The sequence below is a fragment of the Streptomyces sp. NPDC048349 genome (genome assembly GCF_040651925.1).
Classification (GTDB): Bacteria; Actinomycetota; Actinomycetes; order Streptomycetales; family Streptomycetaceae; genus Streptomyces.
In genome coordinates, this window is record NZ_JBEZLA010000032.1 from 32038 (window position 1) to 57558 (window position 25521).

Consider the following 25521-nt stretch of genomic DNA (forward strand, 5'->3'; position numbering starts at 1 on the left):
CGACCGCACCACGACCGTACGCATTGCGATGAAAGGCGATCACCATGTGGACCCTCGGCGTCAACGCTCCTCCCACCGGCTGGCACGACACCGCCGCCTGCCTCGTCAACGGTGAAGGCGAGATCATCGCCTTCAGCGAGGAAGAGCGCATCAACCGCCACCGCCACTCGCTCTACCGCAAGCCCGTCAGCGCCGCCCGCCTCTGCCTCGACCGGGCCGGCATCAGCCCCGAGGACATCGACGTCGTCGCCCTGGGCTGGGACGTCGACCAGCTCTACCCCGGCCGCTTCACGAGCGACGCGGACTTCCTCGCGTACGCCGTGGGACTCGACTTCGGCAGCAACCTCCCCGAAGTCGTCCGCGTCCCGCACCACGCCGCGCACGCCGCCTCCGCCTTCTACGCCTCCCCGTTCCGCAAGGCCGGCGTCCTGGTCATCGACGGCCACGGCGAGAACGAGTCCTCCAGCATCTGGACCTTCGAGGACGGCAAAGAGCCGCGCCAGGAACGCAGCTGGGGCCGCACCGCCTCCCTCGGCTACGCCTACGACGCCGCCTCCACCTGGCTCGGCTTCTCCTTCCTCAACGCGGGCAAGACCATGGGCCTCGCCGCCTACGGCCGGGCCGCCGGGATGCCGGCCGAACAGCTCGTCGACATCCGCGACGAGGACTTCCGGCTCGCCATCGCCCCCCTGACCGAGGCCCCGGGCCGGGCCACCGCCGAGGACATCAAGCGGCAGTACGAGGCACAGGTCGCCGCCTGGCGCGACCGCTACACCCGCATCGTCGGCGCCGACCGCCCGCAGGCCGGCGAGGAGAACCTCCCCGACGACCCCAAGGCCGTGACCGTCGCCTGGACCGCGCAGCGCATCATCGAGGAGACCGTCACCCATCTCAGCGCCCTCACGCGCAAGATCTCCGGCGTGGACGAGCTCTGCCTGGCCGGCGGCGTCGCCCTCAACTGCTCCACCAACGGAACCCTGCCCGGCCCCCTGTACGTCCCGCCGGTGCCGCACGACGCGGGTGTCGCCCTCGGCGCCGCCTGGGCCGTCAGCCCGCCCAAGCAGCACACCAGCACCCTGTCCCCGTACCTGGGCAGCGACATCGGCAGCGCGGCCGGCCTGGACACCAGCGGACTGCACCGCACCGACCTCGACGTCGACGTGGTGACCCGGCTGCTGCTCGAGGGCCGCGTCGGAGCCGTCGCCCAGGGCCGCGCCGAGGTCGGGCCGCGCGCCCTGTGCCACCGCTCCATCATCGCCTTCCCCGAGACCGCCGAGGTCAACACCCGGGTCAACACGGTCAAGAACCGCGAGCAGTGGCGCCCGTTCGCCGGCGTCACCCGCCCCGACTACAGCGCCCGGGTGTGGGAGCAGCAGGAGTACCTCAGCCGCTACATGCTCGGCGCGGCCAAGGCCACCGAGCTGGGCCGCCAGGTCGCCCCCGGCGTCGTCCACGTGGACGGCACCACCCGCCCGCAGGTGCTGCGCGGCGACGACGCCCCGCTCGTGGGCGCCGTCCTCGACACCCTCGAGCGCCAGGGCGTCCCGCCGGTCCTGCTGAACACCTCCTTCAACGACAAGGGCGAGCCGATCGTCGACACGGCGGTCCACGCCCTGAACGCCTTCCGGGCGATGCGGCTGGACTTCCTCGTCCTCGACGACTCCCTCTACACGAAGGAGACCGGCCAGGGGGCAGCCCGGTGACCGTGCCCGCAGCCCTCGCCACCGAACGCTTCACCGCGTACGGGCCGCGCCACCTCGACGAGATCGCCGCCCGCTACGGCCTGCCCGACGACGTACGCGAGACCGTCCGCCGCGTCTCCCAGGTCCTGCCGTTCCGCGTCAACTCCCACGTGCTGGAACAGCTCGTCGACTGGGACCGCGTCCCCGACGACCCGATGTTCCAGCTCACCTTCCCCCAGCGCGGCATGCTCACCGCGGCCGACGAGGGGGAGATCGGCAGCCTGCTCGGCGACCCCTCCCGCAAGCCGCACCTGCGCGCGGCCGTCGCCCGGATCCGCGCCGGGCTCAACCCGCACCCCTCCGGGCAGCGCGAACTCAACGTTCCCCACCAGCACGGCCGGCCGGTCCCCGGACTCCAGCACAAGTACCGCGAGACCGTCCTGTACTTCCCCGGCCAGGGGCAGACCTGCCACGCCTACTGCACCTACTGCTTCCGCTGGGCGCAGTTCATCGGCGACGCCGACCTGCGCTTCGCGGCCCCCGACCCGTCCGGTCTGATCGGCTACCTGGGGGAGCACCCCGAGGTGCACGACGTCCTGGTGACCGGCGGCGATCCGCTCATCATGTCCACCGAGCGGCTGCGCTCCCACCTCGAGCCGCTGCTCGCGGTGGAGTCCGTACGCACCCTGCGCATCGGCACCAAGTCACCCGCCTACTGGCCCCAGCGGTTCGTCACCGACCACGACGCGGACGACCTGCTGCGGCTCTTCGAACAGGTCGTGGCCTCCGGGCGGCAGCTCGCGGTCATGGCGCACTTCAGCCACCCCCGCGAACTCGACAACGACCTGGCGCGCCGGGCGGTGGCGCGCATCCGGGCCACCGGCGCCGTCGTCTACTGCCAGGCACCGCTGATCGCGCACGTCAACGACGACGCCGGAGTGTGGAGCGAGCTGTGGCGCTGCGAACTCGCCGCCGGAGCCGTCCCCTACTACCTCTTCGTGGAGCGGGACACCGGTCCGCACGAGTACTTCAAGGTGCCCCTGGCCAAGGCCGTCGGCATCTTCCGCGCCGCCTACCGCACCCTGCCCGGCCTCGCCCGTACGGTCCGCGGCCCGGTCATGTCCGCCACCCCGGGCAAGGTCTGCGTCGACGGCGTGGAGGAGACCGCCGAGGGCCGCTGGTTCCAGCTGCGCATGGTCCAGGCCCGCAACCCGGCCCTGGTCGGACGCCCCTTCCGGGCCCGCTACTCCACCACGGCCGCATGGCTCGACGACCTCCGCCCGCACCCCGACACCCCGGCCGACCTCGTGGACGCGCTGCGCGGCACGGCAAGCGGTACGGCCGGTGGTACGGCCGACGGCACGGCCGGCGGTACGGCGCCCGGTGCGGACACCGACACCGACCAGCCCCGGGAAGCGGCATGACGCGGCCCTCCCCGAACCTGACCCTCAACCACCTCGTCGAACAGCGGCGTGCCGCGGGCGAGCCCCTGGTCAACCTCACCTTCGGAGAGGCCCGCCTGCCCGTCCTCCCCGAGCTCGCCCAGCAGCTCGCCGCGGGCGCCCGCCGCGCCTCCTACGGCCCGGTCGCGGGCGCCGAGGACGCCCGCAGCGCCGTCGCGGGCTACTTCGGGCGCCGGGGCCTGCCCACCGACCCGGCCGACGTCGTCCTCGCCCCGGGCAGCAAACCGCTGCTGATGGCCCTGAACCTGGCGGTGGACGGGGACGTGCTGCTGCCGCGGCCCGCCTGGAACACCTACGCGCCGCAGGCCCGCTACGCGGGCAAGGAGCCCCTCGCCGTGCCCGTCCCCGACGTGTGCGGGGGAGTGCCCGACCCCGCCGAGCTGCGGCGGGCGATCGGCCGGGCCCGGGCCGCCGGGCGCACCCCGCGCCTGCTGGTCCTGACCCTCCCCGACAACCCCACCGGCACCCTCGCCCCACCGGACCTGGTCCGCGAACTCGCCGCCGTCGCCGAGGCCGAGGACCTCCTGATCGTCTCGGACGAGATCTACCGCGACGTCGTGCACGATCCGGGCACCCCCTTCCTCAGCCCCGCCGAGGTCGCGCCCGAGCGCACCGTCGTCACCACCGGCCTGTCCAAATCGCTGGGCATCGGCGGCTGGCGCATCGGCGCCGCCCGCTTCCCCGCCGGTCCCCGCGGCCGTGCGGTCCGCGAGGGCGTCGTCGCCGCGGCCAGCGAGATCTGGTCCACCCTGGCCGGCCCGCTCCAGCAGGTCGCCGCCTACGCGTTCGCCGAACCGCAGCCCATCCGCGCCCGAGCGGCCGCCGCGGCCCGCCTGCACGGCGCCGTGGCCCGCGCGGTGCACGCCCGGGCGCTCGCCGCGGGGGCGCACTGCAGGCCGCCCACCGCAGGCTTCTACGTCTACCCCGACTTCGAACCGCTGCGCGCCGGGCTGGCCCGGCACGGCGTCACCGACTCCGCCTCGCTCGCCGCCCACCTCCTCGACCACGGCGGCGTCGCCGTCCTCGCCGGACACCTGCTCGGCGACGACCCCACGGCCCTGCGCTTCAAAGCCGCGACCAGCCTGCTCTACGGCGACGAGGAACAGCAGCTGCACGCCCTGCGGGCCGAGGACCCCACCGCCCTGCCGCACATCGCGGCGCAGCTCGCCCGGATCGAGGAAGCCTTCACCCGTCTGACCAAGGGGCCCGGGCCCCGCCGCACCAGGAGGCCGTCATGAAGTCCCTGCCGCCCACCGCGGAGACCTTCGCCCTCATCACCGACGCGGGCGACCGGCTGCTGCGCGACCTCGGCCGGCTCACCGACGCCGACGCGGCCGCCCCCTCCCGCCTCGACGGCTGGAGCCGCGCCCACGTGCTCAGCCATCTCAGCGCCCAGGTCGACGCCCTGGAGCGGCTCCTGCACTGGGCCCGTACCGGCACCGAGACACCCCAGTACGCCGACCGGCACGCCCGCGACAGCGAGATCGAGGACGGTTCCCGGCAACCCGCGGCCGCGCTCGTCGACCGGGTGCGGGACTCCGCCGCCCGCTTCCTGACCACCGTCCGGGAACTGCCCGGCCCCGCCTGGCAGACCGTCGTGCGCCCCTTCACGGGCGAACTGTGCACCCCCGAGCGCATCCTGGTGATCCGGCTGCGCGAACTCGAGGTCCACCACACCGACCTCGACCTCGGCTACGGCTTCGACGACATCCCCAGGCCGGCCGTCGACGTCCTCCTCGAGGACGTGTCCGGCTACCTCGCCGCGGCCGACGGCACCCCGCCCTGCACCCTGCGCGACGACTCGGGAGCCCAGGTGGCCTCCTTCGGGTCCGGCGGGCCCGTCGTCACCGGCCCGCGCGGCGCCCTGCTCGCCTGGCTCACCGGCCGCTCGAAGGGCGAGGGGCTCTCCACACCGGGCCCGCTGCCCGAGCTGCCCGCCTGGATCTGACGTACCGCACCACCCGGAAGGAGTACCAGATGAACGACCACCCTGCGCCGGCGCCGCTGCCCGAACGCCACGCGCTCGGTTCCGTGCACACCGCACTGCTCGACTGCATCCAGGTGAACCTGGCCGTGCTCGCCGACCACCACCACGGGCCGGACACCCACCTGCGGCTCGGGTCCGCCCTGCGCTGGCACGACCGCCCCGGCCCCCACGGACTGCCCACCGTGGACCCTTCGCTCGACCAGCGGATCGCCGAGGCCGAACAGCTGCTCGGCCTGAAGGTCCGCAGCCGTACGCAACTGACGGGTGCGGACCTGCTGAACACCGTGCGGGAGCGGGGCACCACCCACTACGTCGTGGCCGACGCCCACGCGATGCCCTGGCTGCCCTACCACGGCCGGCGCCACATGGACCACAGCTTCCTCCTCGCGCCGGGACCCGACGGCTTCCACGTCGTCGACGGCTACCGCACCGACACGCCGTGGGGCCCCGCGGTCCCCGGGCACTGGCAGTTCGGCGCCGAGGCCCTCGTCGGCATCGGGCACGCCGAGGTCATCGAGTGGGCGCCGCGGCTCCTCGACGCCACCGCACCGCGGCCCGCGTACGACGGCGGCGACCCCGCCCGCTACCTCGCCGCCTACGCGGACCACCCGGACCGGGCGGCCGCCCTCGAGCAACTCGCCTCCGAGACCTGGCTGCTGGCCCGCGCCCGCGCCCTGCACGCCCGGTGGCGCGCCCGGCTGTCCCTGCCCGTGGACGCCGAGCACGAGCGGCGCTGGGACCTGGTCGTGGAACAGTCCTACCTCGCCCACCGCAGGGTGGCCCGCGGCCGGACCGAACCGCCCGGCGTACTGGACCGGCTCGCGGCGGCGCTCGCCGCCGACGCCACCGCGTTCGCCGCGCCCGCACCGCGGGCGGCGGCGGACCCGGCGCTGCGCGACGCCGTCGCCGACATCGCCGCCTCCGTGCTCGACGCACCCCGCCAGCTGCTCCTCGACGGCGCCGAGTTCAACGCCTTCCCCGCGTTCAGCTCCTTCCGGCTCGTGGAGCTGATCGAGCGGGTGGAACGGGACCTCGACGTCGAACTCGACGCCGACGAGCTGATCCCGGAGAACCTGCGCCGGGTCGACGACCTCTGCCAGATCGCCTCCCGGCCCCGGGCCGCCGCCCCGGCCGCCTGACGCACGCACGGGCACGCCGCCCGTACCGGTACCCCGTACGCGTGCGCACACCCGAGCTCCGACCGCACACCCGAACTTCGACCGCACACCGAGTTCCGACCGCACACCCGAGGAAAGGACCCCACCCGTGGACCCCCGATTCATCGAGATCCTCCGCCCCTCCGTCTCCGTCGACGGCGCCACCGGCGCGGACATCACCCCCGACACCGACCTGCGCGCCCTCGGCATCGACTCCATGGCCGCGATCGAGCTGCTGTTCACCCTCGAGGACACCTTCGGGATCTCCTTGCCCGACACCGACCTGAACGACGAGACCTTCGCGACCGCCGGCAGCCTCTGGCAGGCCGTCGCCGCCCAGATCTCGCCGGGCCGCACCTCCCCGGGCCAGGTGGCCGCATGACCACGGCCGCGACCACCTCCGCCCGAACCGCCCTGGAGGCCGCCGAAGAGGTGGCCTCCGTCGCTGCCGAGCACGCGGCCCGCACCGACCGGGACGCGGCCTTCCCCGTCGAGGCACTCGCGGCCCTGCGGCGCACCCGCCTGCTGGGCCTGCTCGTCCCCGCCGAACACGGGGGCCCCGGCGGCACCCTGCGCGACGTCGTCGAGGTGACGCAGCGGCTCGGCCGTGCCGACCTCTCCGTCGCCATGATCTTCGCCATGCACTGCCAGCAGGCCGAGGCGCTGGTGCGCCACGCCCACGAGCCGCTGCGCTCCGCCCTGCTTCCCCGGCTCGCGGCCGGCGAGGTCTACCTCGCCTCCGTGACCACCGAGGAGGGCAAGGGCGGCCGTCTCCTCACCGCCGAGGCGGCCCTGGCCGAGCAGCAGGGCCGCCTGGAGATCGACCGGTTCGCCCCCGTGGTCACCGGAGGCGCTCACGCCGACGGCTTCCTCGTCACCATGCGCAGCCCCGGTGCCATCTCCGGCCACCAGGTCTCCCTCGTCTACGCCGACCGCGACCAGCTGACCCTCACCGGCGACGGCGACTGGCAGCCGCTCGGCATGCGGGCCAGCCACAGCGTGCCGCTCCGCCTCACCGGCAGCGTGCCCGGCCACCAGGTCATCGGCGAGCACGGCGACTTCTCGCGCATCGCCGGCGGCATCTTCGCCCCGTACGCCCACATAGGCTGGTCCGCGGCCTGGCTCGGCACGGCCGCCGGGGCCCTGTCCCGCGTCCTTCGGCTGCTGCGCGGCCCCGACGGCCGCGGCCGCTTCGACATCGGCTCCGAACTGCTGCTCACCCGTCTGTCCCGGGCCCGGCAGCGGCTCGACACCGTCCACGCCCTGCTCCGCCACACCCTCGCCATGGTCGAGGAGGGGGGCGAACTGCACACCCCCAGCGGCCAGTTGCTGCTCAACGCCTTGAAGATCACCGCGGCCGAGCAGTGCCACGCCGCCGTCGACGACCTGGTGACCGCGGTCGGACTGCGCCACGGCTACCTCAAGGACTCGCCGACCCGCCTCGAGCAGGCCCTGCGCGACCTGCGGTCCGCCGCCCTCAACTACAGCAACGACCGGCTCCACCTCGCCGACGGCCGCCTCGCCCTGCGCGATACGGGGGTGCGCCTTGTCTGACCTCCGCATCCGCGCCCTCAAGGGCACCGCGCACCGAAGCCCGGACAGCACCTTGGAGGCCCTGGCCCCCGGCGCCTCCGGCGCCGAGCTGTGGTCCGCCCTCGGCGCCGCAGGCCACCTGGCCGCCTGCTACCGGGACGGCGACCCCCGCCGAGGACTGCGCCCCGATGCCCTCGCCCGGCTGCTGGCCGCCGCCGACGCCCGCTTCGGCATCCCCGCCACCCTCTCGGTGAGCGTGCCGCTCGCCACCACCCTGCCCGTGCTGGCCACCGGCACCACCACCGAGGCCCGCCGGGCGCTGGCGGACGCCCTCGCCGGGCGGGTCACCACCGCCCTCGCCGCCACCGACGTCACCGCGGGCACCGACCTCACCGGCCTGCGCACGGCCGTCCACCTCGACGGGGACACCGTCGAGGTCACCGGCGAGAAGCAGTGGATCGCCAACGCCACCACCGCCGCCTGGTTCCTGGTGCTGGCCCGCCTGCGACCCGGCCGCCACTTCACCGCCTTCACCTGGGTGCTCGTCCCGTCCGACGCCCCCGGCGTCCACGTCCGACCCGCCGATTCCGCCCTCTACGCGGCCTCCGGCACCGGACACGTCCGCTTCGACGGCGTACGCCTGACCACCGGGCACCTCGTCGACCGGGTGGGCATGGGCCTGCCGTCCTTCGCCCGGCACATCGCCGCCGAGCGGCTCGCCGGCGCCCTGTGGGCAGTCGCCCTCTGCCGGCGCGTGCTCGCCGACACGCGCCGCCACCTGGCCGGACGCGCCCACGGCGAGGCCACCTTGTGGGACAACGAGGGGATCCGGCAGCGCTTCGCCGCCTGCCTGGTCCGCACCCAGGAACTGCACGCCCTGTGCGAGCAGCTCGCCCAGCCCGTGGCCCGCGACCACGACACCACCGCCGCCGCCACCCTCAAGGCGGCCGCCGCGGCCACCGTCGACCAGGTCCTCGGCGACTGCGCGCAGTGGTGGGGGGCCGCCGGATTCGCCGACGGATCGCTCCAGCAGACCAGGGCGCAGGCAGCGCTGTTCGGGATCGGCGGCGGCGCCACCGAGGTCGTCCTCGCGGCGCTCGCCGACTCCGCCGAGCACGTCCTCGCCCGCCTCGAACCCCGAGGAGAGACACCATGACCGTACCCACCGGGACCCGTACCCTCCACGACTGGTTCGCCGGCTCCGCCGCGGCCCACGCCCAGCGGTCCGCCCTGGAGGTCGCCGGACGCGTCGTCACGTACGCCGAACTCGAGGACCTCGCCGCCCGGATCGCCGCCGCCCTCCTCGACCACCTCGGCGGCCGCACCCCCCGCCGGGTGGGGCTGTTCGCCGCGCGCACCCTCGTCGCGTACGCCGGGTACCTCGCCGTCCAGCGCCTGGGCGCCGCCGTCGTACCGCTCGGCCCGGCCTTCCCGCACGCCCGCCACGTCACCGTGGCCCGCGCCGCCGCCCTCGACGCCGTACTCGCCGACGAACACGCCGCGCCCGGACTCACCCTGCCCGCCCCCGTGCTGCGGCTGACCGACACCGCTCTCGACGCCCTGCCCGCGGGCTCCGCTCCGCCCCCGGCCCCGGGCGCACCCGGGGACCTCGCCTACATCCTGTTCACCTCCGGATCCACCGGCGTGCCCAAGGGCGTCCCGGTCCTCCAGCGCAACGCGGACGCGTTCCTGCGGCACGTCGTCCCCGCACACGGGGCGGGCCCCGGCGCCCGGCTCTCCCAGACCTTCGACCTCACCTTCGACCCGTCCGTCTTCGACATGTTCTGCGCCTGGGGATCCGGCGCCACCCTCGTCGTCCCCGACCGCACCGAGCTGATGACCCCCGTCCGGTTCGCGGCCCGGCGCGAACTCACCCACTGGAACTCCGTCCCGTCCCTCGTCTCGCTCGCCCGACGGCTGCGCCAGCTCCGCCCGGACAGCCTCCCGGCCCTGCGCCGCAGCGTGTTCTGCGGCGAACCGCTGACCCTCCAACAGGCGGAGGCCTGGCGGCTGGCCGCCCCGCACAGCACCGTGGAGAACGCGTACGGGCCGACCGAACTGACCGTCACCTGCACCGCCCACCAGCTGTCCGGGGAACCCGGCGGCTGGCCGCGCACCTCCAACGGCACCGTCCCGGTCGGCCGCCCCTACCCGGGCCTGGAGGCCCTCGTACGGGACGGCGAACTGTGCCTGCGCGGCCCCCAGCGCTTCCCCGGATACCTGGACCCCGCAGACAACACCGACCGCTTCCTCGCCCCCGACGGCACCCCCTGGGACCCGGCGACCCCGCTCGGCGACGACCACTGGTACCGCACCGGGGACCGGGTCACCGCCCTGCCCGACGGCGGCTACCTCCACCAGGGCCGGCTCGACCAGCAGGTCCAGGTCAACGGCTACCGCGTGGAACTCGGCGAGGTCGAGGCCGCCCTGCGCGAACAGGCCGGCGTCACCGAGGCGGCCGTCATCGCGGTGCCGAACGCGGGCGGCGGCACCGAACTCGCCGCCGCCTGCTCCGGCCCGGGACCCGGCCGCGCCGCCGCCCTCACGGAAGCCCTGCGCGCCCGCCTGCCCGGCTACATGGTCCCCGCCACCCTCACCGTGCTCGACGCCCTCCCGCTCAACGCCAACGGCAAGACCGACCGCACCGCCCTGCGCTCGCTCCTGACGGCCGCCTGAGGGCCGCCCCGGGAACTACGCCAGGAGGAAAGGACGTTGGAGGGGGTGGAGTGACGTACCGTTCGCGACGGGTGGTTCATGCACGCATGACGCAGGGGGGCGGTCATGTTCGGTCGGGCACTGCTCGGGCTCTGGGGCTCGCTGAGAGCCGCCACGTTCACCTGGCCGGAGGCGAGGGACCCGGTGGCGGCGCAGGAGCGCGTCCGCAGGCTGGGCGCGCTGCCGACCGGAGAACTGCTGCGCACCCTCGGCAGGGACGGCGCGGCAGGGCGTGAGCCGCTCTGCGCCGACCTGGTGGTACTGGCGGCCGGTCCGGGATCCGGCGGGCGGGACGCCGGGACGGCCGGGGCGATGGCGGAGGTCCTGGCGGCCATCGGGCTGGGCATCGCCGCGTCGGGCGCGGGTCGCTCCGCCCTCGAAGCCGGCGAGCGCATGCAGATCGAAGCCCATGTCCTGCGCGGGATCGCCGCCGACCTGGCGGGGCAACGCGAGGAGGCACACCGGCAGTTCGCCCGGGCCGACCAGGCGGGCCGGGCCGTGGGGCACCCGATCGCGGTGGCCCTGGGGCGCATCGGGATGCTCGCCACCGCGGAGACCGCCCCCCGGCCCGATAGCCTCCGGGACGCCGTGGACCGGGCCCTGGAGCCGCTGGAGGGCCGGGCCCGGGGGGCCGCCGTTGAGGAGGTGCGCCGGGCGCTGCGGGTCGGCGTCTCGGCCCGGGAGGCGGCACGCCGGTGGTGGGCGGCCGCGGGGTCCGCAGAGCAGGCCCCGGCGCGGGAGCTCCTGGAGCGCTGGCTGCACGAGCACCCCGACGGCGATGCGGAGGAGCTGTTCGCGGCCCTGCTGCCCGGAGTGGCGCGGTCCGTCGCCGCACAGGACGGCGGGGCCGCGCGGCGGGCGGGCGTGCTGGACGAGGTGTTCGCGGCGCACCCCCGCTTCGCCGTCTTCCGCGGGACGCTCGGAGGTCTCGCGTACGAGGTGGGCAGGGCCGCGCTCGCGGTCGAGGCCCTGGAGCCGCTGCACGCGGAGCGGCCGGAGGACCGGCACACGGCGGTCCGGCTCGCGCTGGCCTACGAGAGGGCGGGCCGGGGGGAGGAGGCTGTGCCCCTGCTCCGTGCCTGCCTGTCCGCCCCGCCGACTGCGCAGGACGAGGGGGTGCTGACCGCCCTCGTGGGCATCCTGCGCGGCGTCGGCTCTCCCGAAAGCGCGGTGTGGGACGCCCACTTGGCCCGGATCCGCGGGGACGGCGGAATCGTCGGGATGCTGCCGACGGCCGTGCGCGAGGCACTGGCCCCGCCGCCGCTGCTGGCCCGGTTCGAGAACGGGACGCTCACCATCGATCCCGCCGCCGCCTCGCTGTCGCGCACCCAGTTGCGGGCGCACTTCCTCGCGGCGGTGTACGCGGGCAGCCCGGACGGCCCCGAGATGCTGGCCGGCCTGGCCGAACGGGATCCTGCGGTGGCGGCCGAGGTCGCCGCCCTGCTCGGAGTGGCCCCGGCCGGACCGGCGGACGGGCCGGGGGAGCCGGACGGGCCGGCGGAGCCGTCGCACCGGGCCGGGGCGGAAGCGCTCGTGCGGCGCGGCGACGAGCACTTCCAGCGCCGCGAGCTGACGGAGGCCGCCGCCTGCTACCGGCAGGCGCGGGAGCTCGATCCGGACAGCGCCCTGGCCCTGCTGTGGCTGGGGGACGTGCACTACGTACGGCAGGAACGCGCCGCGGCCCGCGTCTACTTCGAGGAGTCCCTGGCGACGGAGGAGACGCCGATGGCCTGGCGGTTCCTCGGCGACACGCTGGGGGCGGAGCCCGCCACGGTGGAACGCGCCCGTGCCTGCTACCAGCGGGCCCTGGAGCTGGACCCCGGCTACGGCGGCGCCCGGCAGGGACTCGAGGCGCTCCCACCCGCACCGGAACCCGCCGGCGGGCCCTCGCCGGTCGTCATCCCCTTACCCGAGCCGGCACCGGTCTTCGCGCCCGCACCGGCGCCTCCGCCGGCACCGGCACCCGCGGCCCCACCCCGGCCGGCACGGAAACCGGCCCCCGCACCAGGACCCGCGCCCGCGGCCGCACCGTGGCCCGCACCCGCACCCGCACCCGCACCCGCGCCCGCACCCGCACCGGAACCTGCACCCGGACCCGCACCCGCACCGGATCTCGCGCCCGCGGAAGAGCCGCAAGGCGGCTCGGTCCGCGAGCAGTTGTCGGCCTCGGGAGTCCAGGCGCAGGTGCCCGCGCAGCTCGAAGCAGTCCTGCGGGAGAAGAACCCCGCTTTCCCGGAGCTGCTGGACTGCCTCGAGGACGACGAGGGGTTCGCCCGCTGGCAGGAGCGGTGGCTCCCGGAGCACTTCGGCTCCGTGTACACGGGGCTGTGGTCACTGGCCTGGCAGTGGAGCGCGAAGGCCGGCAACACCGCGCGGGCGTTCCTCCTCGCCCGGCGCCGCGTCCAGATCTCGGAGTCCTTGGAGAGCCAATGGGGCGGGGACACGGAGCGGTGGGCCGGCAAGGCCCTGCTCGTCGCGACCGCCCTGGAGCACCAGGCGTCCGTCCTGGGGGACCTCGGGCGGTACGACGAGGCCTACGCGGTCCTGCTGCGCGCCGAGGCCTGGATGGAGGCCGACCGCGTCGAACGCGAGCGCGTCGGGCGGCCGCTCGAGGGCATGCTCGGCGCCCATCTCGCAGGAGGGAACCCCAGGGCCCAGCTGTACCACCAGCTGGCCGAGGCGGCCGTGCGCTGCGGCGCGGAGCAGGCCGCGGAAGGCCATCGGCGGCAGGCGGAGCGGTGGCGGGAGGAGGGCCCGGGCTCCGACCAGGAGCGGATCCTGCGGATGGTGTACGAGTCGGTGGTCAGTCTGGGCCGCGGCGACACCGACCGTGCCTTCCACTTCCTGGACCGTGCCCTGCCGCTCGCCGAGCGCGAGGCGGCGTGGTCCCCGGTCAAGCAGATCCTCGCGTTCGTCCACCACTCCCGCGCCAAGGCCCTCTCCGAGCTGGGTCTCGAGCGCACCGCGCTCCAGCACATCGCGCAGGCCCGGGCCTGCAACGCGGGGAACGCCGACCGGCTGTCGGCCGACTGGAGGGTCACCGCCGACATCCTGGGCAAGCGTCCCGACCTGGGCGACCCCCTCGAGGCGCTCGAGCACGTCCTGCACCTGTCGGGCGTGCCCGGACGGGACGGTGACCCGCTGTTGTGGCGGCCGCGCCGGGTGGCCGGCGAGCCGGTGCGCATCGAACACCCCGAACGGGCCTGGCCGGTCATCGGCCCGATGGCCCGCGCCGCCTGGGACGCGGGGGATCCGGAGACCGCCGTGGCCGTCCTCGAACTCGGCGTCGACCTGGCGGACCTGGTCCGGGCCCAGCAGACCGACCCGGCGCTGCGCCGCCGCATCCAGGACGAGCGCGCCGGCGTGTACGAACTGCTCACCCGCTACCGGGTCGACGGCTACGGCAGCACGGAGGCGGCGTTCACGGTCTCCGAGCGGCTGCGGGCACGCTCCCTGCTCGATGCCATGAGCACGGCGGAACTCCGTGCGCCCAGCGGGATCCCCGGTGAACTGCTGGCCCGGGAAGCCGCCTTGCTGCGCGAGCGGACCGCCGTAGAGCGGGCGGGGGACACCGACTGGACCCTGCACCACGACATCGGGCGGAAGCTCGCCGCCGTGTGGAGCGCCATCGCCGAGCGCTGCCCGGAGGCCGAGGAGTACCTCGCCATCCGCCGCGCGGCGGTGACCCCTCCGGGCGCCGTGCTCGAAGAACTCGCCGGCGAGCAGGTCGTGGTGGCCTCGTACGCCCACCTCGGCGACGGCCGCACCGTCCTGTTCACCCTCGACCCCCGCAGCGGGCTCGCCGTCACCGGCATCGACGCCGACGGCGAGCGGATACTCCGCTTCATCGCGGACAACCTCGGCAGCGCGGGCCGGGTCCGCGAGATGGCCGTCGACATGCCCGGGCTCTTCCACCAGGTCCTGGGCCCGCTGGTCGCCCCGCTGAAGGGGCTGACCGCCCCCGGGGACACCGTACTGATCTGCCCGACCGGCGCCCTGCACCACGTGCCGTTCCACGCCCTGTCACCGGACGGCGGCGCCACCCTCCTGGACCGCAACCCCGTCGGCTACCTGCCCAGCGTGTCCCTGCTCCGTACGCTCGGCCACCGCACGGCGGGCGGCGGCAGGGGCGCCGTGGTGCTGGGCGACCCCGGCGGGGACCTGCCCCACGCCCGCTCCGAGGCACTGCTGCTCGGCGCGCGCCTGGGCACCGCTCCGCTGATCGGCCGGGCGGCCACCCGGGAGCGGGTCCTGCGCGACATGGCCGGCGCGGAGGTCCTGCACGCCGCCTGCCACGCCTCGTTCCAGGAGGACGATCCGCTCGCCTCCGGCCTGCTCCTCGCCGACGGCGTGCTCTGCGGCCACGACATCCTGCGGCAGAACTGGCAGGGGGTCCGGCTGGCGGTGCTCTCCGCCTGCGAGACGGGCCTGGGGCGCACCGGACGCACCGACGAGACCCTCGGGCTCAGCCGGGCCCTCCTGTTCGCCGGCGTACGGTCGCTGATCATGAGCCTGTGGCGGGTCCCCGATGCGGCGACCGCCTCCGTCATGGGCGACTTCCACGACCTCACCCTGTCCGGCGAGCGGCCGGACCATGCCCTGCGCACCGCGATGCTCGCGGCGCGCGACCGTCCCGGCGGAGACCGGCTGGACCGATGGGCCGCGTTCTGCCTCCTCGGGGAATGGCGGGCCCCCCACCCCACAGGAAAGGGAGCACCGCATGCCGCAGACCGCTGAGTCCGAGGGAGCGGCCGAGCTGTCGCACCCCCTGCCGGCGGGCTTCGACCTGCTCGGCCTGGTCGCCCCGGCCGTCGAGGAGGACGAGCCCGACCGGGCCTACCAGCAGGTCGACGAGGCGACCGTCAGCCTGCTGCGGCGCGAGACCCGCATCGGCCTGGCCCGCGGCGAGGTCACGCCGATCGACACCGGGGATCCCGCCGTACAGGCCTACGACATCCCGCTGATCTGCGTCGTCCAGACGCACCCCGAATGCACGGTGCGCTGGTCGCGGCTGGTGCTCGACCTCTCGCCCTCACCGGGTGCCACCATCGCCGACATGTCGCCCACGCTGGTGGAGGGCGAGGAACCCATCGAGATCGAGACCAGCCGGGGAGCGGGCCTCAGCTTCAGCGCGGCCGGCGCCGCCCTGGGCGCGGACCTCACGCCCCAGGTGATCAGACGGCGCACCGTCTACTGCCCCCGCATCACGTCCTCGGGCATCGGATTCAGCACCGCCTACTGGGACTTCCACGCCTCCGACCGCGAGTTCCTGCACGTCAACGAGGAGCTGCGGCTGCTGGTCCGGGCTCCCGCCGGCGCGGCCGTCGACGCCGTGGTCACCCTGCGCGCCCGGGTGCTGCCCCGCGGCTTGGGCCGCGTCGTGCGCCTCTCCGGAAAGCTCGCGGGCTTCGAGGGGACGTGCAGGCTCGTGTAGCCGCCGGCGGGGGCGGGCCGGCTGCCGTCGCGCGTCAGCTGCACAACGCGGTGTCGACGAGCGCCTGGGCGTTGTCGCGGTGCTCGGTCGTGGGCGGTCCGACGGAGGTCACGGCCACCGCGGCGGCGCGGCCGTCATCGGTGACCGCGTTGCGCGTGGCGTAGCCCGGGATGGTGCCGCCGTGGCCCCACGCCAGGCCCCCGCAGCTCAGCGGCGTGCTGGTCACTCCCAGCCCGAACCGCACACCGGTCCCCATACCGCTCTCCTCGGGAACCGCGACGGTGGTGCGCATCTCGGCGAGCTCCGCGGGCCGCAGCAGCCTGCCGCCGACCAGGGCGGAGAAGAAGCGGTTCACGTCGCCCGGGGTGGAGACCAGCTGCCCGGCGGCCCATCCCCAGGAGGGGTCGATCCGCGTGATGTCCTCCAAGGGACCTCCGGGTCGCGCCGCCTGGTAGCCCCGGGGGTGGGCTTCGCGGATGCCCTCGTCGCCCACGCCGGGGAAGTAGGTGTGGCGCAGACCGATGCGGTCGATGACGCGGTGGGTGATCTGCTCGGCCAGCGGGCGCCCGGTGACCTTCTCGATGAGCAGACCGGCGAGGACGTAGTTGGTGTTGCTGTAGGACCAGCTGGTCCCGGGTGCGAAGAGGGCCTTGTGGGCGAGCGCCGTGTCGAGCAGGGTGCGGGGCTCGTAGTACGTGTGGCGCGAGTCCCTGCCGAGGTAGTCGGCGATCATGTATTCCGTGTAGTTGGGCAGTCCGCTGGTGTGCTGGAGCAGCTGGCGCACCGTGATGTGCCGGCCGTCGATGCCCTCGCCCCGGACCAGGCCCGGCAGGTACTCCTCGATGGCGGAGTCGAGGGCGATCCTGCCCTCACCGACCAGCTGGAGCACCACCGTGGCGGTGAACGCCTTGGTGTTGCTCCCGATCCGTACCTGCCCGTCGACGGGCACCTTCGCCCGGGTCCGCAGGTCCGCGACACCAGCGGTGTGGTTGCGGGCGCGCCCGTCACGGTCGACGGTGGCCGCCAGGGCGGCGGGGTGGCCGTCCTCGCGGACCAGACGCTCCAGGCCCTGCCGCACCGCGTCGCCGGGAGCGCGCCCCTGCGCCGCGGCCGCGGGCAGCGTGCCGCCCGCGGCAAGGGCGGCCGCGAGCACCGCCACCACCGCGGCGCCCCGCCGCGATCCGGATGACGAGGGGACGTGGGCGGACGAAAGCCGATGGGAAAGACCGGTCATGGGTGACCCTCCTGGTGCGCCCTGCCGGGCGCATCGACGGTGTGGACGTCCCGACACTAGGAAGCGGACCCGGCCCGGCACATCGCCCTGCGGCCCGAGGCCCCGGGGCCCGCCGTCACCTGCGACCCGGGACCCACCTCCCACCCGGTCCTCCTCCTCGATCCGGTCCCGCGGTTATGTGATGCTGGGACAATTACGGTGTGGACATGGGGGTTTGATGGAACCGGAGATCACCGCGCTGGCGGCCGGCGCGGGCACGGCACTGGTCACGGCACTCGCCACGGAGGCCTGGCAGACGGCGACCGTGGGGCTGGTCGCGCTGTGGAGGCGGCTGCTTCCGGAGCGGGCCGACGGGGTGGAGGCCGAACTCGAGGCGACAAGGGACGATCTCCTCGGAGCCCAGGACGAGGGCGACAAGGAGACCCCGGCCGAGCTGGCGGCGGAGTGGCAGGGCCGGATCCGGCGCCTGCTGAGCGCGCACCCGGAGGCGGCCGACGAACTGCGGGCCCTGCTCGTCCCGCAGCAGGAGCAGCCGCCCGCAGCGCCCGCGATCACCCAGCACGCCACCGCGTCGGGGAAGAGCCGCGTCTACCAGGCCGGCCGCGACATGCACCTGGGTCCGCAGTGAACGGCCGCACCGAGGGCCGGGCCAGCGGCCAGGGCCGCGTCTACCAGGCCTCCGGCGACCAGCACATCGTCGAGCACCACCACCACGGCCCCTCGTGGTCCGGCCCGGACACGGTACGCAGCCCCGCGCTGGGCCGCACTCCGCTCGTCCTGCGCGACCGCGTCGAGCTGATGGACACGCTGCGGGTCTCCGTCGCCCCGGGCGTGGGCGGCCAGGTGCACGTCCTCCACGGACTCGGCGGCTGCGGCAAGACGGCCGTCGCCTGCGCCCTCTTCGCGCACGCGACCGCCGACGGAGGCCGCGTGGGGCTGTGGGTGAACGCCTCCGACACCACGTCGCTGCGCTCCGGCATGCTCGCCGTCGCCGCCGACCGCGGCGCCGCGGAGGGCGAGTTGACGGCCGCCCGCAGCGGGCTGCGCGCCGCCGCGGACCTCGTCTGGGACTACCTGGACCGGTCCGACCGGCCCTGGCTGCTGGTCCTCGACAACGCCGACGACCCCTCCGTCCTGCGCGACGGCGGCTGGCTGCGCAGCAGCCCGCGCGGCACCGTCCTGGTCACCACCCGCCAGGCCTCCAGCCGCTGGTGGCCCGGGGCGCAGCTGCTCCACGTGGGCGTACTGCCCCGCACGGACGCCGCCCAGGTGCTCCGCGACCTCGCTCCCGAGGCCGGGACGGCCGAGGAGGCGGAGGAGATCGCCGACCGGCTGGGCCGGCTCCCCCTCGCCCTCACCCTGGCGGGCACCTTCCTGGCGCACCAGGTGATCAGCCCCTGGACGCTGACCGAGTACGGGCAGCGGCTCGACATCGACCTGATAGACCAGGGAGCCGTGGGCATCGGCGGCGACTCGCGCCACCTGGTCAGCAGCACCTGGGAGCTCTCCCTTGACGCCGTCGCCGACCAGGGCCTGCCCGAGGCCCAGACCCTGCTGCGCCTGCTGGCCTGCTGGGCGAGCGATCCGCTCCCGCTCTCCCTGCTGGCCGGACTGGACCTGGGTACGGACCTCCCGGCCGGGCGGGTCGAGCCGGCGCTGCGCGGCCTGCTGGACCATTCCCTGACCGAACTCGTGCAGGGCCCGCCGCGCGGCCTGCGGACCCACGGGGTCCTCCTCGACAGCGTGGCCCGCGGCACGCCTGCCGAGCAGCGCGGGCAACTCGCCGCCAAGGCAGCCCAGTTGTTGTTGGCGAAACTCCCCGAGATCCCCGAACGCGGCATCGAGGCAGCACCCTTCCGGCCGCTGGCCCCCCATGTGCTGGCGCTGCTGCGACGGGTGACCGAGCGGGAGGACGCGGAGAGGCCGGTCGTGGAATCGGCGGCGGAGTGCGCGCTGCGGCTCGCCGTCAACCTCCACCGGTCGGGCGATTCCGCCTCGGCGCTGGCGGTCGGGACTACGGCCGTGGACCTCGCGCGGGCACGACTGGGCGAGGAGCACCCGCTGGTGGTACGGCTCCGCCAGCGCGTGGCGCGGACGCTGCGCAGGCTCGGCCGCTTCGAGGAGGCGGAAGCCCTCGCGCGCCGGACCCTCGCGGACTGCGAGCGCCTGTTCGGACCGGCCGCCCTCGACACGCTCGAAAGCTGCGCGATCCTGTCCATTGCCACGTGGGTGAACGGCGGGGAGGCCGAAGGCGCGGCACTGATGCGGCGGGTGATCGAGGGCCGGACCGCGGTCCTGGGGCCGGTGCACCCGCAGACCCTGAGGGCGCGCTACATCCTCCTGGAGCTCGTCCGCGGTCCGGAGCTGGCCCGGGAGCTCGAGGGAGCGCCCGCCCTGGTCAGGCAGTGCATCGACGCCATGGGGCCGGACCATACGATCACCATGGGTGCGGAGCTCAACCATGCGAACGCGCTGTTCTACGCCGGACGTCCCGCCGACGCGCTGCCCCTCGCCCGTCGGGCGTTCGCCGCGGCCGAGGCGCGTTACGGGCCTGACTACCAGATCACCCTGGCCTCCCGGTCGCTGTTCGCGCTGACCCTCGCGGGCGTCGGTGCGTTCCCCGAGGCGATCGAGCAGATGGAGACGGTCCTGGAGAAGCGGACCCGGGTCCTCGGACCGGACCACCCCTGGACGCGGGACGCCGGGGCGAACCTGGCCGCGTTCCGTTCCGGCGTGGCATCCACCTACTGACGCCTCCGCCTCCTGGCGCCTCCGCCTCCGCCCGCTCTATCCGCCCCGCCCGCCACCCGGCCGCGCCACGAGCCGGCCGGGTGGCGCAGGCGCCGCCACCAGCCGAGGTCGCCGTCGCCCTCGCCACCGAACCCCGCCTGTCCGCGTAAAGAGGTTGAACCGGAAACGGTTGCCCGGGCTCGGGACACGCCCGGACCGGCCGGTCCGCGCGCGGGCACGGCGGGCGGGAGACCATGGGCGGGTGCGGGATGCCCCAGGTGCCGGAAGCGACGCGTCTGGTCAGCGGCAATCGGAGGTGGCGCTGGACGGAGCGGTACGCGCCACCGGCGCGTCCGTCGGCATGCTCTACCTCCTGGGACCGGACGAGCGCGTCCTGCACCTCGCCCTGGTCAGCGGGGTGTCCCGCGAGTTCGCCGCCCCCTGGTCCCGCGTGGGCCTGGACGACCTCATCCCGGTGGCCGACGCGCTGCGCAACGACCGGCTCGTCTGGCTGGGCGGACGGGAGGAGACCGCCCGACGCTATCCGCGACTCGGCCTGGTCCTGCCCTACGAGTTCACCCTCGCCGCAGCGCCCCTGCCCCGCCGCACCCCGGACAGCGCAGCGCCCCCACCCGGCGGGCTGGTCCTGCTGTGGTCGGGCGCGCACCCGCCGGACCTCGCTCCCGCCGAAAGGGACGCCATCGAGGGCGCCTGCCGGCACCTGGCGGACACCCTGCGGCAGGCCGCCGACGCGGGGCACCCGTTCCACCCGCCGGCCACTCCCGTCCTGATGCGCCCCCCGCTTCCCGCCACGCCAGGACCCGTCGAGGCCGCTGCGGTCTCGGCCTTCGTCCGCCGCCTCCCGGGCGGAAGCTGCGCGCTCGACACCAACGGGAAGATCACCTTCGCCACCCCCGGCGCCGCCGACCTGCTCGGCGCACCGCTCTCCGACCTGCTCGGCGCCCTGCCTTGGGAAGCGCTTCCCTGGATGGACACCCCCGTGATCGAGGACCACTACCGGGCCGCGGTGATCAGCCGCCTGCCCCGGTCCTTCACCGCCCTGCGCCCGCCCGACCACCTGCTGCACTTCGACCTCCACCCGGACGACTCGGGGATCAGCGTCCGCATCAGGCCGGTCGAGGAGCTCCCCGCGCCGCCCGAGGGTCCGCCCGGGGAGGGCGGCCCGGTGGCCGCCGCCCTGCCCAGCCGGGCCACCGCCCTCTACCAGCTGATGCACCTGGCCGCGACGCTCACGGAGGCCGCACACACGCAGGACGTGGTCGAACAGGCCGCCGACCAGCTCGTCCCGGCGCTGGGGGCCCAGGCCATGGCCCTCTTCGCCGTGGAAGAACAGCGCCTGCGCCTCGTCGGCCACCGGGGGTACGCGGCCGACTTCACGACGCGCCACGACGGCCGGCCCCTGACGTCCGACACGGCCGTCACCCGCGTACTGCGCACCGGCAGCCCCCTGTTCTACGGCGACCCCGACGAGCTCCTGGCCGCGTACCCGTCCGCCGACGTCGAACCGGACACGGCCGCCTGGGCGTTCCTGCCCCTGATCGCGTCGGGCCGGCCGATCGGGTCCCTCGTCCTCGCCTACGCCCGCCCCCACACCTTCGCACCAGGCGAACGCGCCGTGCTGACCTCGATCGCAGGCCTGGTCGCCCAGGCGCTGGACCGGGCCCGCCTCTACGACGCCACGCACCAGCTCGCCCGCAGTCTGCAGACCGCCCTCCTGCCGCGGGCCCTGCCGGACGTACCCTCCCTGGAGGTCGCTGCCCGCTACCTCCCCGCCACCCAGGGCCTGGACGTCGGCGGCGACTTCTACGACCTCATCCGCATCGACGACACCACCGTCGCCGCCGCCATCGGCGACGTCCAGGGCCACAACGTCAACGCCGCCGCCCTCATGGGGCAGGTCCGCACCGCCGTGCACGCCACCGCGGGGGCCCCACCCGGCGAGGTCCTCGCCCGGACCAACCGACTCCTCACGGACCTCGACCCCGGGCTCTTCACGAGCTGCCTCTACGTCCACCTCGACCTCGCCCGCCAGAGCGCCTGCCTGGCCACCGCGGGCCACCCGCCGCCGATCCGGCGCCGCCCCGGCGGACCGGTCGAGGTCCTGCACCTGAGCCCCGGCCTCCTCCTCGGCATCGACCCGGTCGCCACCTACACGGCCACCGAGATCCCCTTCACCCCCGGCACCCTCCTCGCCCTCTACACCGACGGCCTCGTCGAGAGCCCGGGCCGCGACCTCGACGACTCCATCGCGGACACGGCGGCACACCTCGCCCGCGCCCACGACCAGCCCCTGGACGCGCTCGCCGACGACCTCATCCGGTACGCCCGGCGTGCGGCCCCCCGGACCGACGACATCGCCCTGCTCCTGCTGCGTTCCCGCCCCCGAGCCTGACGGAGCCGGACACTGCCCGGCGCCTCCGGGAACACTCGAGCGGGGACGGTGGCGCGCTGGGGCCGGGACACAGCGGCGCCGCAGCGGCCACGACGCATCGCGCACGGTCCCCCGCGGCGCGCCGCGGGGGGCTTACGATCGCGGGCGGCGGTCCCGTCCCGCGACCGCCGCCCGCCCCGCACTCGTGGAGGTCAACCGTGTTCCGGACGGCCCAAGGTCACCGTACTCACCGCACCAGCCACCGCATCCGCTCGGCGGCCGGCGCTGCCGCCGCCGCGGCCATGTTCCTCGTGGTGGGCTGCTCCTCCGGCGACAGCGGGCCGGGAGAGGCGGCCGGGGGCGTGCACGTCGTCGAGAAGGGCAAGCTGACCACCTGCACCCATCTGCCGTACCCGCCCTTCCAGTTCGAGCAGAGCGGCAAGGTCGTCGGATTCGACGTGGCCCTGATCGACCTGGTCGCGAAGAACCTCGGAGTCGAACAGAAGATCCTCGACACGCCGTTCGAGAACTTCAAGACGGGTGCCTTCCTCAACTCGGGCCAGTGCGACCTCGCCGCGGCCGGCATGACGATCACCGACGAGCGCAAGAAGAACGTCGACTTCTCCGTCCCCTACTTCGACGCGACCCAGGCGCTGCTCGCGACGAAGAAGAGCGGCATCACCTCGCTCGCCGACGTCAAGGCGAAGGGCAAGAAGCTGGGTGCCCAGGCCGAGACCACCGGCGAGAGCTACGCCAAGGCCCAGGGCTTCAACCCGGTCGCCTTCGAGAGCTCCGACGCGGTGCTCAACGGGCTGCGCACCGGCCAGGTCGACGCCGTCGTCATCGACTATCCCGTCGTCCAGGGCTGGCTCAAGGACAAGGCGAACGAGGCGGAGTTCGTCCTCGGGCAGAACATCGACACCGGTGAGCAGTACGGCTTCTCGGTGAAGAAGGGCAACACCGCCCTCCTCGCCGCTATCGACAAGGCGATCGCGACCGCCAAGGAGGACGGCACCTACAAGAAGATCTACGAGCAGTGGATCGGCCCGCTGCCCCAGGCCACCTCGTGACCTCTCGGCTGACCCGGCGCCAGCGGCGCCGGGTGTGGCGGGGCGTCCAGTACGCGGTCTTCGTCGCCGCGGTCATCGCGATCGGCGTCCTGGCCGACTGGGACCGCCTGCAGAACCAGTTCGCGCAGACGGACCTGGCCCTGCGGCTGTTCCCGAAGATCATCACCATCGCGCTGCGCAACACGGTGGTGTACACGCTGTCCGGGTTCGTCTTCGGCCTGGTCCTCGGCCTCGTCATCGCCATGATGAGACTGTCCTCGGTGACCCCCTACCGGTGGGTCGCCGGCGTGTACATCGAACTGTTCCGGGGCCTGCCCGCCCTGCTGATCTTCATCTTCGTGGGCGTGGCCGTGCCGCTGGCGTTCCCCGGGACCGAGATCCCCGGCGGTACGTACGGCAAGGTCGCGCTGGGTCTCGGCCTGGTCGCCGCCGCCTACATGGCGGAGACGATCCGGGCCGGCATCCAGGCGGTGCCCAAGGGGCAGATGGAGGCGGCCCGCTCGCTGGGCTTCTCGCACGCCCGCGCCATGGTCTCCGTGATCATTCCGCAGGCGTTCCGCATCGTCATCCCGCCGCTCACCAACGAGCTGGTCCTGCTGTTCAAGGACTCCTCCCTGGTGCTCTTCCTGGGCGTGACACTGGAGGAGCGGGAACTGACGAAGTTCGGCCGGGACCTGGCGAGCGAGACCGCCAACTCCACCCCGATCCTGGTCGCGGGCCTGTGCTACCTGCTGGTGACCGTGCCGCTGAGCCTCGTGGTGCGCCGCCTCGAGGCCCGCGCGGACAAGGCGGCGTGAGGACGAGATGAGACCCAAGAGGGAAGCGGTGCCCACGATGACCACGGACCGCCCGGAGATCGAGATCCGGGGCCTGCACAAGTCCTTCGGCGACAACCACGTCCTGCGCGGCATCGACCTGGACGTCGCACGCGGCGAGGTGGTGTGCGTCATCGGGCCGTCCGGCTCGGGCAAGTCGACGCTCCTGCGCTGCGTCAACCTGCTGGAGGAGCCTAGCGGGGGCCAGGTCTTCGTCGGCGGGACCGAGGTCACCGACCTCGACGTCGACATCGACGCCGTGCGCCGCCGCATCGGCATGGTCTTCCAGCAGTTCAACCTGTTCCCGCACGTGAGCGTCACCGAGAACCTCACCCTGCCGCAGCGCCGGGTGCTCGGCAGGGACAAGGCGCAGGCCGCCGCCATCGCCCGGGAGAACCTCGAACGGGTCGGCCTCGCGGACAAGGCGGACGCGTTTCCCGCGCAGCTGTCCGGCGGCCAGCAGCAGCGGGTGGCGATCGCCCGGGCCCTGTCGATGGGACCGGAGGTGATGCTCTTCGACGAGCCGACCTCGGCCCTCGACCCGGAACTCGTCGGCGAAGTGCTCTCCGTGATGCGGGTGCTGGCGGGCGAGGGCATGACGATGATGGTCGTCACCCACGAGATGAGCTTCGCCCGCGAGGTCGCGGACCGCGTCGTGTTCATGGACGGCGGGGTGATCGTCGAGCAGGGGCCGGCCTCGCAGGTGGTCACCCGTCCGCTGCAGGAGAGGACCCGCAACTTCCTCAACCGGATCCTGGACCCGGCAGCGGCACCGGCACCAGCCGCCCACGGCGGCCCCGAGCGCGGTCGGGCAGCGGACGAGGATCCCGGCGGATGAGGTCGGTGGCACCCGCCGGCGTTCATGCTGTTATCCAATTGCCACGCGCAGGTGTAGGCGTGGGGTCACCGGGGGAGAAGTGGCTCAGGCGTCCGTGAGAGGGCGCCGCGGCGGCCCGGACCCGGACCGCGCGCTGAATTGAGCAGAGGGATGAGTATGGCCAGCGGCACCGTGAAGTGGTTCAACTCCGAAAAGGGCTTCGGATTCATCGCCCAGGACGGGGGCGGACCGGATGTTTTCGCCCACTACTCCAACATCTCCGGCAACGGGTACCGCGAGCTGACCGAGGGCGAGACGGTGTCGTTCGACGTCACGCAGGGCCAGAAGGGTCCGCAGGCGGAGAACATCGTCCGCGGCTGACCTCCCGCCCGGCCTTCCCGGCGGCGTCCGCACCCGGTGCGGGCGCCGTCGGCGTGCTTCGGCGCCGCCGACGCGCGCGCCGCGGGATCCCCGCGCGCCGGCACGCGGCGA

The 25521-nt window shown here is 74.5% G+C and carries 19 protein-coding genes; 18 read left to right on the forward strand and 1 reads right to left on the reverse strand.

Annotation, left to right across the window (positions count from 1 at the left end; all coding sequences use genetic code 11):
* The first annotated feature begins 44 nt into the window (after window positions 1–44).
* From AB0D44_RS18880 to AB0D44_RS18930, 11 genes are all read left to right on the forward strand, one after another.
* Window positions 45–1703: a carbamoyltransferase C-terminal domain-containing protein gene (locus tag AB0D44_RS18880; protein ID WP_362591895.1), complete on the forward strand. Its 1659-nt coding sequence runs from the start codon at window positions 45–47 to the stop codon at window positions 1701–1703.
* Complete coding sequence (locus AB0D44_RS18885) at window positions 1700–3106, forward strand: lysine 2,3-aminomutase (protein WP_362591898.1); 1407 nt, start codon at window positions 1700–1702, stop codon at window positions 3104–3106. The genes AB0D44_RS18880 and AB0D44_RS18885 overlap by 4 nt, the downstream gene beginning before the upstream one ends.
* The gene (locus AB0D44_RS18890) at window positions 3103–4383 is read left to right on the forward strand and encodes a pyridoxal phosphate-dependent aminotransferase (RefSeq protein WP_362591901.1); all 1281 of its coding nucleotides are present in this window, start codon (window positions 3103–3105) and stop codon (window positions 4381–4383) included. Before AB0D44_RS18885 ends, AB0D44_RS18890 begins: the two co-directional genes overlap by 4 nt.
* Entirely contained in the window at window positions 4380–5093 is a 714-nt protein-coding gene (locus AB0D44_RS18895) for a maleylpyruvate isomerase family mycothiol-dependent enzyme (RefSeq protein WP_362591904.1), read from the forward strand. The genes AB0D44_RS18890 and AB0D44_RS18895 overlap by 4 nt, the downstream gene beginning before the upstream one ends.
* A gap of 29 nt (window positions 5094–5122) precedes the next feature.
* Window positions 5123–6271 (forward strand): acyl carrier protein, encoded by a 1149-nt coding sequence (locus tag AB0D44_RS18900; RefSeq protein WP_362591907.1) that lies wholly within the window; start codon window positions 5123–5125, stop codon window positions 6269–6271.
* Window positions 6272–6398: 127 nt separating this feature from the next.
* On the forward strand, window positions 6399–6671 hold the full coding sequence (locus tag AB0D44_RS18905) for an acyl carrier protein (RefSeq protein ID WP_362591910.1): 273 nt from the start codon (window positions 6399–6401) through the stop codon (window positions 6669–6671).
* Window positions 6668–7843, forward strand: coding sequence for an acyl-CoA dehydrogenase family protein (locus AB0D44_RS18910; protein WP_362591913.1), 1176 nt, complete (start codon window positions 6668–6670; stop codon window positions 7841–7843). The genes AB0D44_RS18905 and AB0D44_RS18910 overlap by 4 nt, the downstream gene beginning before the upstream one ends.
* Entirely contained in the window at window positions 7836–8978 is a 1143-nt protein-coding gene (locus AB0D44_RS18915) for an acyl-CoA dehydrogenase family protein (protein ID WP_362591916.1), read from the forward strand. Before AB0D44_RS18910 ends, AB0D44_RS18915 begins: the two co-directional genes overlap by 8 nt.
* Window positions 8975–10498 carry an AMP-binding protein gene (locus AB0D44_RS18920; RefSeq protein WP_362591919.1) on the forward strand — a complete coding sequence of 508 codons (1524 nt, stop codon included), beginning with the start codon at window positions 8975–8977 and terminating at the stop codon, window positions 10496–10498. Before AB0D44_RS18915 ends, AB0D44_RS18920 begins: the two co-directional genes overlap by 4 nt.
* A 105-nt stretch (window positions 10499–10603) precedes the next feature.
* Window positions 10604–15274, forward strand: a complete 4671-nt coding sequence (locus tag AB0D44_RS18925; RefSeq protein ID WP_362591922.1) for a CHAT domain-containing protein — start codon at window positions 10604–10606, stop codon at window positions 15272–15274.
* Entirely contained in the window at window positions 15258–15971 is a 714-nt protein-coding gene (locus AB0D44_RS18930) for a hypothetical protein (RefSeq protein ID WP_362591924.1), read from the forward strand. Before AB0D44_RS18925 ends, AB0D44_RS18930 begins: the two co-directional genes overlap by 17 nt.
* A 34-nt stretch (window positions 15972–16005) precedes the next feature.
* Here AB0D44_RS18930 and AB0D44_RS18935 read toward each other — a convergent pair whose 3' ends face one another.
* Window positions 16006–17205 (reverse strand): serine hydrolase domain-containing protein, encoded by a 1200-nt coding sequence (locus AB0D44_RS18935; protein WP_362591927.1) that lies wholly within the window; start codon window positions 17203–17205, stop codon window positions 16006–16008.
* Window positions 17206–17422: 217 nt separating this feature from the next.
* Here AB0D44_RS18935 and AB0D44_RS18940 point away from each other — a divergent pair, with 217 nt between their 5' ends.
* The 7 genes from AB0D44_RS18940 to AB0D44_RS18970 all read left to right on the forward strand — a co-directional run bounded on the left by AB0D44_RS18940 (window position 17423) and on the right by AB0D44_RS18970 (window position 25410).
* Complete coding sequence (locus AB0D44_RS18940) at window positions 17423–17833, forward strand: hypothetical protein (protein WP_362591930.1); 411 nt, start codon at window positions 17423–17425, stop codon at window positions 17831–17833.
* Window positions 17830–19956, forward strand: coding sequence for a tetratricopeptide repeat protein (locus AB0D44_RS18945; protein ID WP_362591933.1), 2127 nt, complete (start codon window positions 17830–17832; stop codon window positions 19954–19956). The genes AB0D44_RS18940 and AB0D44_RS18945 overlap by 4 nt, the downstream gene beginning before the upstream one ends.
* A gap of 340 nt (window positions 19957–20296) precedes the next feature.
* Window positions 20297–22348: a SpoIIE family protein phosphatase gene (locus AB0D44_RS18950; protein ID WP_362592003.1), complete on the forward strand. Its 2052-nt coding sequence runs from the start codon at window positions 20297–20299 to the stop codon at window positions 22346–22348.
* A 281-nt stretch (window positions 22349–22629) separates the two neighbouring features.
* Window positions 22630–23397 (forward strand): ABC transporter substrate-binding protein, encoded by a 768-nt coding sequence (locus AB0D44_RS18955; protein ID WP_362592006.1) that lies wholly within the window; start codon window positions 22630–22632, stop codon window positions 23395–23397.
* Window positions 23364–24194 (forward strand): amino acid ABC transporter permease, encoded by an 831-nt coding sequence (locus AB0D44_RS18960; protein ID WP_362591935.1) that lies wholly within the window; start codon window positions 23364–23366, stop codon window positions 24192–24194. The genes AB0D44_RS18955 and AB0D44_RS18960 overlap by 34 nt, the downstream gene beginning before the upstream one ends.
* 37 nt (window positions 24195–24231) lie before the next feature.
* Window positions 24232–25050, forward strand: coding sequence for an amino acid ABC transporter ATP-binding protein (locus AB0D44_RS18965; protein WP_362591938.1), 819 nt, complete (start codon window positions 24232–24234; stop codon window positions 25048–25050).
* A 156-nt stretch (window positions 25051–25206) separates the two neighbouring features.
* Window positions 25207–25410 (forward strand): cold-shock protein, encoded by a 204-nt coding sequence (locus tag AB0D44_RS18970; RefSeq protein ID WP_073907826.1) that lies wholly within the window; start codon window positions 25207–25209, stop codon window positions 25408–25410.
* The last annotated feature ends 111 nt before the right edge of the window (window positions 25411–25521 follow it).